Raw genomic sequence first — 12,312 nt, forward strand, 5'->3', positions numbered from 1 at the left:
TCCGGCTGTGGGATCCGGAAATCACGCGGTACATGGGTTATCGAGAAGTCAAAAAGATTATCGAGGCCCGAACCGCTGGGTACCGTGATGCCATTAGCTCCGGGGGAACTTACTGGCCCTCAAAAGGCTTCAACTGGATGCAGCCGACTTTGGAAAAAGCCGCGCGGACTCTGGTGAAGTGCGGAAAGAAATCCGAAAACACATCGAGTAATTTCGAGTAACTTTTTCGGAACAGATTAGGCATGACAGTCACGTTGAACAGCGTTCAGACAACGACGCAGCAGGTCGGACTCGAGACGCAGCCGGGCGACGCCCCGCAAACGCATTCGGTTTCATCCGAGTCGACCGAGGCCGCGATTGCGGTCGGTCGCGACGAGGCTGCACAGATCGCCGAAGGCGCCCGGCAACCGCAGGGGCCTTCCGAGAAGAACGCAGTTGCCGACGCTCCCTCGCTGACGCTTGAAGCGCCCTGGGCGCGCTCGCAGGCGGCGATTCGCGAGAACGCAAAGGAACTCATCGATCGCTTTGCGGCGGGCGCGAGTGCGCATCCGTTTTCGCTCAGTGCGGCGGCGCAGCCTGAGGATAGCGATGCAAAGGATTTTGCCGTCGTCAACAACACGCTTCGCATGGTGCACGCACACCTCCGGGATGTCGAGGGTGCCGGCCGCTTCAAGGCCGAACCGGGTACGGCCGACGCCGCGTTGCTCGAGCGCGCGAGAAACGGCACGCCCGCCGAGCACCTCGCCGCGAACCTCGCGCTTATTCGCGTCAGAGCCGACGGACTCGGCGCTGCCGCCCAATCAACGGCAGCCATGCATTCGGCGGCGCTCATTCAGGCGAGCGCTTCGCATTTTGACGGTGAGGCGGCGCTTTTGATCGGCAACGATCTCTTTGCGGACACGCTCACGCTCTTTGCAGCCAAAACGCGAGAGCAGACAGAAAGCGCCAAAGCCGGAATCGAGCGGACGCTCGCAGCGATTGAAGCGAAGCTCACGCCCGGCGCACTCGACGAACGTTCGCTTTTTGATGTGATCCGAAGCGAACTCGGTACGCTCACGCAAGCCAAAGATGCGGCGCTCGACGTGATCAAAGATGTGGGTTACTACAAAGACGGTTCGGCCGACATTCGTGCGGCCAATTTTGGTTATCGAGCGGCCGATGGCGACCCGTGCGTCGTGCTTCGACCTGAGTCGGACCCCGTCGAAACGCTCGATCGCTTCGGCGGTCTCATGACTGACAAGCGCAACGCCGTTGCGAACGAACTCTTTATGCTCGATCGGCGGCTTGAAAGTGCGCAGAGCGCACTCCAGGTCGCCGCGGATGGAGCGAGCGTTTCGCAGGCATGCGAAAAGTATGCGGCGGCACGTTCGGTGAATCGTCAGGCGGCCGATGTGCTGCTCCCCGGGCTCGAAGAAAAGTCGCTCGCGGTCGTTCAGAGCATGCTAGATCAGACATTTGCCGTCGAATCGGCGAGCGAGGCATCGGCCGATCGCTCGGCGGACGCTGCGGCGCGTGCTTCTTCACTTGCACAGACGACAGCCGAGAAATTTGACTGGCATGCCGTCACTACCGACCGCGGCAGCCGCATCATGGCGCTTGAAGGCGAAATTGCCCAGGCGGTCAAGAGCGACCGCGATCCCGAGGGCGCGTTCGACGAAGCGCTTCTTGCCTCGCACGCTCCCTTCAACGCGCTGCGCGACCGCGCGCTCGCCGAAACACTCCTCAAAGCACCTTGGACGAAACCCGCAACGCGTCAAGCTGCTCAAGCCAAGCTCGACCTGGCGCGCAACCAGACGGGTGTTGCTGCCGCGAGAGGCGCGGCCGAGGCGCTTGCGATGCTCCACGACGATCTTTGCGTCGAGAAAGCACGCATCGCAAGTGCGTCGGATATCGCGCATAACGAGCTCGCGAAATTCGGCATCGATCAAGCCCATGTGAAAGGTGGGATCCAGGGCGGCCTCAAGGCGCTCGCCGCCACGATGAAATACGGGCACTTTGCTCCCGTAACGAGTGAATCGGGTACCGTGACGCCCGGGCGATATTCGCGACAGGTCCTCGCGTCGATGGTCGATACGGTTGCCGAGGGCATTGAAGCGCGTTATCCCGAAATGGCGACGGCTCTCAAGGCGCAGGGACAGGCGTTTCTGGAAGCTTCGGACGAGGCGGCGAGCCGAACCGCTTTCTCAATCATCTCGCGTTTTTTTGGCGTGATCGGCGAATTTGCAACGGAGGCGCCCGCGGCGGGTAATGCGGCAGGCGCGGCACCTGCTGGGCAAATGACCGATCCGCTCGACGAACTTGCGCTCGCGCTGACAGAAACGGCCAACGGCGATCCTGCAGCAGCACGCGCGGCGCTCGCCGATCTGATCGGCAGCGGCGACGTCGGTGCGGCGGCCGATCGCGCCGAGAAGCTTCTACGCTCGGGGCCCGGGAAGCCCGAAACCGTGGGGCTTGCGGAGAGTTTTGCTGCGGCGATGCGCGGCAGCCGCGCTGCCGACGGCGCTTCGCTTGCCGGTACAGGCAAGCTCAATGCGTTGCTGCTTTCTGCCAAGTACCTCGACGGGCTCAACTACAACGATTTCTATAGGGAACTCGTGGGCGGCGAGGCGAACTCGCTATTGAACGAGCTTGATGCCGCGGCATATCCTGGGGTTGCCAGGCTGATCAACGCGGGCGCGGCATTCCGTACGGCACCCACCTCGGTCAATCTCCTGAAGCTCACGGCCGCTATTCTCGAGACCGATCCTCAGGGACTTCGCACAGCGCTTGATGCCGCCGCTCTTCGGAAAGCCGGCGGACAACAGGCCGCCGCGGGAGCCCGGCAGCAATTCGATGCCCAGGTTGAGATCCTCACGAGGCAATTCAATGTTCTTGTGAAGCACCGGGACGCGCTTTTTTACGGCGCGCACGCGCTCTACGCGCTCGAGCAGAATCTTGCCGATCCGACCGACATGCGGCAAACGTCGGCCGAGAATTCATTGTTTATGCATCACGTAAGGCAGACGCTGACAGAGAAAGAACAAAAAAACTGTCTTTCTCTCATGCGCAGCGGCATCCGAGGTTCGATGGGGCGCGCTTCGACGGCGCTTGCGCTTGCGTCTCTTAGGACCACGGGCGCACATGTGTCGTCCGAGGCGTTCTTTGACGCTGTCGGCAGATCGGCCGACGTCAAGATCGAGCGAGTGCTCCGTCACTATCGAACGCATAGCGGCGGCTCCCTTCAAGGGACACAGGGTTCAATTCATGGGTTTGCCGACGAATTGGCGGCTTTCCGCAGAGCCGCGGCTCAAGACGCACACATTCAGCAGATTGAAAAAGCGCACGCGAATACAGACGAAGCGCGCCGCTTCCAGGCACAAGCGCTGAGCGCGCGTCTAAAGGATCTGGGGATCGACGAAGCGCAGGCGAAAAAGATCAAAAAGGGCTTTGTTATTTCGGCCGATTCGGAGAATGCAAAGTTTGAAGCGATCGAAGGTCAGTCCGCAGGGCTCGCGCTGATGGCATTGAATCGCGTTGCGATCAATCACTACAAAGACATCGATTCCGAAACGTTCTCGATGCTCGCAGGTGAAGCGGTTGACAACGCGAAGGCGGGTTTCGAGCTTACGGACGAGGCGCTCGAGCGGGCAGTATTGCGCGCAGTGGAGCTCCCCTTCCACGAACGCGAAGCGGCGGTGCTCTTGAGCGAACTCATGCGCCGCATGCATCAAGCGCAAAACCGTCCCATTACATTGAACGATGTCGTTGCGAGACTCGGCCCCAAAGCGCCTGCTCCCGAGGACTTGTTGAATCTTTCGGCTGAAGAAGTGACGGCGCGGTACGACGCCTATGAGGTTGATCGCTCGCAGTTCGAGCTGACGGCCGATCGACTGCGCCTGGCTTGGGAGCACAACAGTGCTTCGAGTCAAGCCAGCCCTCGCGGCTACCCGGAGATCGGTGTTTTTACGCTCGAAGAGTCTTACGCCATTCTCGAGGGGCTCGGCAAAAAAATTCTCGAAAACAAGCTCGAAATCGACATAAATCCCGCTAGGAAAGGCTTGATCGAAGACGCCTACCAATCGCTTCTTGCTGCATTTGCGCCGATCAAGGTGGACCAGAACGGCCTTGCAGTGAAGCCCGAGCAAGCATCCACGAATGTTTCCGCAGCCGATCGGCGGGCAAAAGCGCTGCGCGAACTTGCCGCGGCGCTCACGCCCGCGCGTTTCAATCGCGGCCGCTATGTTCTTATGACAAAGCTGCACAACGCAAAGAAGCCCTCGAGCGCCGACGAATTCAATAGGGCGTGGAAGCAGCTCGGCTTTGGAGATAAGGCGGAGTGGACGCAAAAACTGAGATCAACGCTGCTTCGAGAAACCGTAGCGCAGCTCGGCGACAATGCGCGCGTGGCGCTCTTGGCGAACGGCAGCCTCGAGGGACAGTCGATCGCGGATTATTTGCACGACGTCGACGACAAGCGTACGGAGCTCGCGCTTTTGACCGCAACGCACTGCGCGGTCGAACTTTCGGCCGCTTCGATCGGGAAATCCGTTGAATCGCTCGTTGCCGCAGATCCGCACTGGCAGCGAAGAATCAAGGTGAGCGACATTCAAGTGCGCGACGATCAAGCGCATTTGAAAGCGCTGCTCGCTGCCAAAGCGCCGGGCGATACGGTCAGTTTCGCTGAAATAGTGGGCGCCAATCTTCGAGAGTTTTTGCCCGAAAATGCGGCGGGCGGCTACATGAACGCGCTTTTGGCCAATAACGGCAAGCTCGCGGCGTCGAGGACGCGCTCGCTTTTCCTTCGCAGCGATTTTCTTCGCAAGCAGCATTACTTTGAGGGGGTTGTCGCGGACATTCGATCGGCCAAGCAAGGCTACGAACGCTTCGGGGATCTGCGCACGGCTCGCGCGCAGCAGTTCCACCTGAGGCAGCGGATGCGCTTCACGAGTTGTCTTGACGCCATGATGCCCGGTTCGAGCGTTGCGATCACCAAGGACGGCAGCTTCCACGTGCTCGGCACGAAGTTCTCGCAGAGCGTCGGCGCTGAAGCCCCGGGCGGCAAAGTGGGCGTACTCGCGCAGGCAAGCTTCTCCGTCGGATTGGACGTTGATCTCTCGGATGCGGTTGTCTTCACGAAGAATACCGACGGCACCGTCACGATGCGTTCAACGAAGGCCGTGCAGGCAAGCGCGCAAGCGAAGGCCTCGGCGACGGCAAGCTTTGCTGCGAATGGTTCGGCCGGCAATGTCGACGGCGAATTCACACTGGCTGCCGGCGGTTCTGTTGGTGCGGGTGCGGCGCTCAGTTTTGAATTCGGCGTAGAAAAAACGATGGATCCCGAAGCGGGCGGCGTCTTCATGGATCAGCTCTTCTCTCGTGCGATTCAGGCCGAGAATCTCAACGATGCGAAGGTTGACAATACGCTTCGCGGTTCGCTCTCGGTCAATGTCGACGTCAGCCTGAGCGCCGCGCTCGGGTTCGTAACGCAATCGCAGGAGCAGAAGAAGACGATTTCAAGTGAAACAACGACCGACGCGAGCGGCGTGGAGACGAAGACGGAAGTTTCCGGACTCGAAGACGGCTCGACCGAAACAAAAACAACGGTGACCGATCCTTCGGGACACTCGCAGTCGAGCACGGTCGTACGGGACGCCGATGGAAACGTTCGTTCTGAAAAAGCGACGACCACGCGCGCCGACGGCAGCAGCGTGACGGCGAAGTCAACTTCGAGCGGTCTGGAGACTTCGTACGACGACGTGTCGTACGATCCTGCGGGGCTTTTGAATGTGGACGCACGTATCGGCGCTTCTGCCGACGGAGCGGTGTCGTGTGCGGTCGTCAAACGCGAAACAGAGCTCACGAAGGAAACGGAACTTTCCTATAGCGGCGAGGCCGCGGTTGCGTACACGGCGCGCGTACAAAACGAAGGAGCCAACGTCGTAGGCGACTTGACGGAGAAAAAGCTCAATCTGAGCGCTGGACAAAGGATAACTTTTTCGGTTGAGTCGGCTTACACGCGGGTCAATTCAAAGACGAGCGGCAACACCATTGATGCCGGCAAGCGCACGACCTGTGTCTTCTCCGGGGGCTGTGCGGCGTCGGCGCTGCAGGCGGTGATGCGCTCGCAGGGGCTCACGACTGCGCAGTCCGTGTCCATTGCCGAACTCATGTCAATCGCAGGCATTGAAGCGTCAAGCATCTCGTTTGAAAGCAGCTACAAAGGCGCGCTCGGCAATCGAAAGCTATCCGCTCGCGAACTCTGTTCGCCTAATGATTACGAGCCCGAGGCGGTGACGTTCACCTTTGAGAGCTCGAACTCAACCACGAGTCTCCTCGAGCGTGCGCTCAATCAGGTGGGCGGCGCGTTGAACGGCGCCTTCGAATTCTCGAGCACCGCGACGAAGACGCAGGAAATCCGCGTTGAACTGGATGCGCTCTCGCGTTTAACGCCGGACGTGATCCGTTCGATCCTTGAGGAAGAGTCGAGCATGGGACTTCGTGCAGGCGAGATTGCCGTCTGATCGCTTTCGAACAGTGAATAAGAAAGCCCGGGTCGTGCAAAACGCTCCCGGGCTTTTCAGCCGATCCGCTCGAAAAGCGGCGTGATCGTCAATGGCGCAATGGCGAGATCAAAGGTCGATATCGAACCCAGCGCGGCGGGCGGCCAAGAGCGCTTCCGTACGGTTCGAGGCGCCGAAGGCGCGGTAGATCGCCGCCACGTGCGTCTTCACGGTGCCTTCCGACAAATTGAGGTCGCGGCAGATGCGCTTGATGGGCGCGCCCTGCGCAAGGAGCATGAGAACATCCTTCTGGCGTTCGGTAAGGTGAACGGGCTCTTCGGCGTTCGTGGACTTCAAAGAAGCCGCTTGATTGAAAAAGCCCGCGCGCTGGCTTTCGGCCAAAAGCTTTGACGGAATGAAGACGCCGCCCTTCAAAACGAAGTCGATTGCGGCCGTAAGCATGTCGGTGTCAAGCGACTTCGGCACGAACCCGGCCGCCCCCAACTGCAGCACGCGCATGATGCTCTGCTGGTCGACAAGCCCCGAGACGACGAGGATTTTGAGCATGGGCTGAATGCGGACGATCTCTTCCATCAGTTCCGTGCCGGTGACGCCCGGCATCGAGAGGTCGAGAATGAGGAGGTCCGTGTTGTCGCCCTCGCGCCGCACAAGCTCCACCGCATCGGCGGCAGTGCCGGCCGTATGAATTTCTGCCTGCGGCTCGCGGTCCAGGATCATCATCGAAAGGGCGCCCGTCACGAGCGCATGGTCGTCGACTATCAGGTACTTCATCTCGAACGTATCGTCCCGCTTCCTTTCGGAAGCCGGATCGGGAATAGGAAGAACGGCCTGCATTTTAGCGCGACGAAGTCGCTCCTCCCGTTGTTGAAAACCGTCGTTTTCTTGTTGAAATAGACATAATACGAAACAGAACGTTATTGAATCGGTGCACAATAGGGGGGAGGCAAATATGCGTTTTCTGCGCTTTTGGCCTCTCTTACAGTTGTCGCCGCGCCGCAGCGGCCCGGGCTTGTCGCGTCTAGCGCCGCTTCAGGCGAAGCCCGCCCCGGCGAGGTCCGTTTCGGAGCACTTTGCTCTTTGCTTGGCATGATTTTTGAGCAGTTTGTCATCTCTGCCGCCGGCTGGTCCCGCAGCGTCAGGCATGCTTGCGGGCGTCTCGTGACACGTGTCGCTCGGGCACTCTTTTTCGCTTCGGCGGCCGTCGGTGCCGCAGCGCTCTTCGGGTGCGACGCTTCGAGCGAAGCGGCAAAGCCCTCGGCCGTGCTGCGCGCAGCGGAAAAGCCCGCCGAAGTGTACGAGGTCGCTCTCGTCAAGGCGCTCGACGCTTTTCCGAGCGCTTACGAGGTGGCCGGCAGTGTTGCGGCCGACGAGCGCGTCGAAATTGCCTCCCGTATTCCTGCCTATATCCGCGAAGTCGCGGTTAAGGAGGGTGATGCCGTTAAAAAGGGCGAAGCGCTGGTGCGGCTTGACGACGCCGAGATAGAAGCGGCGGTGCGCTCTGCAGAGGCTCAAGTTTTTGCTGCGCGCGCTGCAAGCCGCGACGCGGCGATCGATGCCGAGAAGTACGCGAGGCTCTACAAGGACGGCTTCATTTCCGAGCAGGACCTTCGAAAGGCCAATCTGAAGCGAGACGCATCTGCGAGCACTTTGAAGGAAGCCGAGGCGTTTCTGACGCAGGCGAAGAATCAGCGCCGGTATGTCGTGCTTGCGTCGCCTATCGACGGACGGGTCGCCAAGCGCCTGCGCCGCGCGGGCGATATGGCCGCACCCGCTTTCCCGATTCTTGTCATTGAAAGCGAGCGCGCGCCGCGCTTTGAAGTACACGTGCCCGAAACTCGGCTCGCGGACATCAAGCCCGGCATGCGGGCGTCGGTTGAGATCTCGGGGCGCCCCGCTGTCGGCGCCTCGGTTGAACTTGTCGGTTCGAGCGCCGATGCCGCGACGCGCACGTTCCTCGTTCGGCTTCAATTGGACGAGGGTGCGCAGGCTGCGCCCGGCGAATTCGGACGCGCGCGGTTTAAGGCTGCCGAACCCGCACGGCCCGCCGTACCCGAGAGTGCCGTTGCTGTTCGCGGCGGCGTCGAAGGCGTCTTCGTCGTTCGCGACGGGCGCGCTGCCTTCACGTGGCTGCGGCTCGGGCGCCGAACGGGCAACGCGGACGGTTCGGGCGACATTGTTGAAGTTGTCGCCGGGCTCAAGGGCGATGAACTGCTTGTCGATCGACCGAGCGAGCGGCTCTCGGACGGCGATTCGGTGCGTGTTGCTGAAGCGCCTTCGAATGGAGCATCTTCAACATCTGCGGCTCGTCCTTAAGAGGAGCGCTCAGCTATGCGCAAGCACAATCTCACGGGGCGGCTCACGGCGCTTTTTATCGATTCGAAGCTCACGCTCGTTTTGATTCTCGCCGCGCTCATCTTCGGGCTTTACGCCGTTCTCACGACGCCGCGTGAAGAGAATCCGCAGATCTCGATGCCTGCGGCGGTCGTGCAGGTGCTGCTCCCGGGCGCGTCGCCCGAAGAGGTGGAGGCGCAGCTCGTGCGCCCGCTCGAAGCGCTTGTCAATCAAATTCCGGGCGTCGATCACGTGACGGCCGTCGCGGCCGATTCCGCCGCCGTTCTTTCCGTGCAGTTCGAGGTGGGCGAAGAGAAGGAGCCTTCGCTCGTGAAGCTCTCCGAGCGTCTCTTGGGCGGGCGCGGGGCGCTGCCGCGTGAAGCAGTCGGCCCCTTCATTCGCTCGGCCGACGCCGACGACGTCCCGATTCTCGCGCTCTCGCTCATCTCGCGCGAATACGACGATGCGGCATTAAAGACGCTCGGACTTCGCATGCTCGACGAGCTCCAGAGCCTCGAAGGCATTTCGAGCACGTACGTCGTTGGCGGGCGCTCGAACGAATTGCGCATCCGCATTGATCCGAAGCGCCTGCAGAATTTCGGGATCGGCTTCGACGACATCAAGAACGCCGTGCTCGCGGCCAATGTTGCCGGTCCCATCGGACGCTACGTTGAGCCCGCGTCTGTTTCGAAGACCGGCGGGCTCGAGGCAAACGTGCGTGTTGAAGACTTTATTGCTTCAAAGACGGACCTCGAAAATCTTGTGGTTGCCGCGCGCCCCGGTCGCACGGTGCTCCTCTCGGATGTCGCCGACATTGAGGTCGGTCCCGACCCGGAACCCAAGCATTTAAGCCGCTTCGGCTTCGGGCAGGCTTCGGCCGAATACGCGGAGTACGCGAAGAACCCCGAAGAATACGTTTCCGTGACGCTTGCCATTGCGAAGAAAAAAGGGGCGAACGCCGTTACCGTGGCCGACGAGGTGCTCGCGCGCGTCGAACGCATGAAGGCATCCTTCGTCCCCAAAGCCGTTGAAGTCGTTGTGACGCGCAACGACGGCGTCAAAGCCAACGACGCCGTGAACGTTCTGATCGGTCACCTCGGGATCGCCATTGCAGCGGTCGTTGCAGTGACGTGGGCATTCCTTGGATTCCGTGCCGCCCTGATTGTTGCCGTTACGGTACCACTCATTCTCGCGATCACGCTTGGGATGGTGAATTTGGCGGGCCTCACGATCAATCGACTGACGCTTTACGGCCTCATCATCGCGCTCGGGCTTCTCGTGGACGACTCGATTGTCGTCATCGAAAACATCGTGCGCCACTACCGGCTCGGGCCCATGAAGGACCGCGAGGAGCGCCTGCGCCGTACGATCGACGCTCCTGACGAAATCGGCAACGCCACGCTCCTTGCGACGATCGCCGTGATGCTCGTTTTCGCTTCGCTCATTCCGTCGCTCTCGGGCATGCCCAGGCAGTACTTCTTCCCAGTGGGCTTCAGCGTTCCGGTGGCGCTCGCAGCATCCTTTTTCGTTGCCTATGTCGTCGCGCCCTGGGCAGCTGTGCGCTGGATACCGGACGAGAAGCCGAAGACTCGCCTGGCGGCAAAGGATGTAAAGGACGGCGAGAAACCGTCGTCAAAGCCCAAGCGGCCGGGCGGCGTGATCGGCCGGATTTACTGCAGGTTCGCCGAGCCGCTTCTTGGTCACCCCAAGCGCGAGGCATGCTTTCTGCTTTTGATTGTTGTGCTCCTTGCGCTCTCGAGTCTGATGCCCTTCTGGCAGCTCGTCCGACCCGAGGGGCCGGGCGGCCCCGTGCCGCCCTTCGGCGTTGAGATGGGGTTCCTGCCCAAAGACAACAAGAACACCTTCAACGTGACGGTGAAGATGCCCGAGGGCACGCCTGTTGAAGTGACGGACCGCGTCGTGCGCGACGTTGCCGAACACGTGCGGGCGATTCCCGAAGTCGTCGACTACCAAACGTGGTCGGGGCTTTCGGGCGTGGCGGACTTCAACAGCATGATCCGCGGCGACCCCGCCGAAGGGAGCAACATCGGCGCTGTTCGCGTCAATCTCCTCAAGAAAGACACGGGGCGGCGCTCGTCGATTCTCTTGACGCGCGAGCTTCGCGTTGCCTTGAAGTCCGTGGCGGCCCGGTATCCCGGCGCCGACATTCAGGTTGTCGAAGACCCGCCGGGGCCGCCCTTGAAGGCGAGCATCCTTGCGGAAATCTACATGCACGACCAAAAGGCGCTCGAAGAGACGGCCGCGATTGTTCGCCGGGCATTTGAAGACACCTACGACATGATGGAGACGACCGATTCGGTCGAGTCGGACGTGCCGATGTATCGGCTGCGCGTCGATCGCGAGAAAGCGATTCTCGCGGGCGTTGTCCCGGCGAAGGCGGCCGAAGCATTGAAGCGCCTCGTCGAAGGCGAAGTCGTGGGCTATGCGCACAAGCCTGGCGAGCGCGAGCCGCAGGCAATCCGCATCGACATTCCGAACGAATTTGCGTTCGATCCCAAGCGCCTTGACGAAGTGTTCGTGCCGGGCGCGCTCGGCAAGGACGTCGCGCTCTCTTCGATCGTGCGCGTCGAAAAGGGCGTCACCGACCACAAGATCGTGCACAAGGACGGCGTTCGAATGGCATGGGTCGGGGGCGAACTCGGGTCGACGACGCCCACCTATGCCGTGCTCGATCTGCAGCATCGCTTAAACGGGATGACGCTTCCCACGGGCGGGACGCTCAAGGGCGGCAATCTCACCTTTAGCGACGAGCGAGCAGACCTGACCGCCAATGAAGGCGTGCTGCTCTGGCAGGGCGAAAATCGCATGATGCTCGACTCTTACCGGGATCTCGTGAAGGCCTTGGCCCTCTCGATCGGTTCGATCTTCCTGATTCTTGTCGCCTACTATCGCTCGTTCGGGCTCGCCTTGATTGCGCTGGCGGCCGTGCCGCTCGCCTTCATCGGCCTTTTCCCGGGACACTGGCTCTTCGGCGCGCAGTTCTCGGCATCGTCCCTGATCGGCGTCGTGGCGCTCGCGGGCGTCGTTGTGCGCAATTCGCTCCTCATCATCGACTTCGTGCGCGACTACCTGAAAGCGGGACTCCCGCTCGAAGAAGCAGCGATGGATGCGGGAGCCGTGCGCCTGCGACCGATCCTCTTGACGACGCTCGCGATTATTTTTGGCTCCGTCGTCATGATCACGGATCCCGTTTTCAGCGGCCTAGCGATTTCGTTCATCTTCGGGACCGCCGCGTCGACCGTCTTCACGGTCTTCTTGATCCCGATTCTGCTCACTTTCTACTACAAACGATGGCCTTATAAGCCCGACGCGACGAAGCTCTGAAAAATCGCTGGGAGTAGGTTGAATTTTGACAAATGAACTGCGGGGAGCCGTTTAACAAAGGCTCTGTTAGAGCAAAGTGTTGATTTTAGAAGGGGACGTCCTCAAACAGCTCGGGAGTCGGGGAGTCCCAGTCGGG

At 60.9% G+C, this 12,312-nt stretch carries 5 protein-coding genes; 4 read left to right on the forward strand and 1 reads right to left on the reverse strand.

Annotated features, from left to right (window positions below; genetic code table 11):
* Both H6A60_RS10735 and H6A60_RS10740 read left to right on the forward strand, forming a co-directional pair.
* On the forward strand, positions 1-221 hold a 221-nt coding region (locus H6A60_RS10735; protein ID WP_205104468.1), incomplete at its 5' end, for a hypothetical protein.
* A 21-nt stretch (positions 222-242) separates the two neighbouring features.
* The gene (locus H6A60_RS10740) at positions 243-6,500 is read left to right on the forward strand and encodes a hypothetical protein (RefSeq protein ID WP_205104470.1); all 6,258 of its coding nucleotides are present in this window, start codon (positions 243-245) and stop codon (positions 6,498-6,500) included.
* A gap of 108 nt (positions 6,501-6,608) precedes the next feature.
* On the opposite strand, the gene H6A60_RS10745 is transcribed toward H6A60_RS10740, so the two are convergent.
* The gene (locus H6A60_RS10745) at positions 6,609-7,271 is read right to left on the reverse strand and encodes a response regulator transcription factor (protein ID WP_205104472.1); all 663 of its coding nucleotides are present in this window, start codon (positions 7,269-7,271) and stop codon (positions 6,609-6,611) included.
* A gap of 315 nt (positions 7,272-7,586) precedes the next feature.
* Here H6A60_RS10745 and H6A60_RS10750 point away from each other — a divergent pair, with 315 nt between their 5' ends.
* The gene (locus H6A60_RS10750) at positions 7,587-8,813 is read left to right on the forward strand and encodes an efflux RND transporter periplasmic adaptor subunit (protein WP_239477720.1); all 1,227 of its coding nucleotides are present in this window, start codon (positions 7,587-7,589) and stop codon (positions 8,811-8,813) included.
* 15 nt (positions 8,814-8,828) lie between these two features.
* On the forward strand, positions 8,829-12,176 hold the full coding sequence (locus H6A60_RS10755; RefSeq protein WP_205104475.1) for an efflux RND transporter permease subunit: 3,348 nt from the start codon (positions 8,829-8,831) through the stop codon (positions 12,174-12,176).
* Positions 12,177-12,312: the final 136 nt, after the last annotated feature.

Source organism: Sutterella massiliensis, assembly GCF_016899755.1.
Taxonomy (GTDB): Bacteria; Pseudomonadota; Gammaproteobacteria; order Burkholderiales; family Burkholderiaceae_F; genus Sutterella; species Sutterella massiliensis.

What these genes read in the sequence shown, in the direction of transcription:
- H6A60_RS10740 (WP_205104470.1), top strand. Translation starts at nt 243, where the DNA reads ATGACAGTCACGTTGAACAGCGTTCAGACAACGACGCAGCAGGTCGGA.
- H6A60_RS10745 (WP_205104472.1), bottom strand. Translation starts at nt 7,271, where the DNA reads ATGAAGTACCTGATAGTCGACGACCATGCGCTCGTGACGGGCGCCCTT.
- H6A60_RS10750 (WP_239477720.1), top strand. Translation starts at nt 7,587, where the DNA reads ATGATTTTTGAGCAGTTTGTCATCTCTGCCGCCGGCTGGTCCCGCAGC.
- H6A60_RS10755 (WP_205104475.1), top strand. Translation starts at nt 8,829, where the DNA reads ATGCGCAAGCACAATCTCACGGGGCGGCTCACGGCGCTTTTTATCGAT.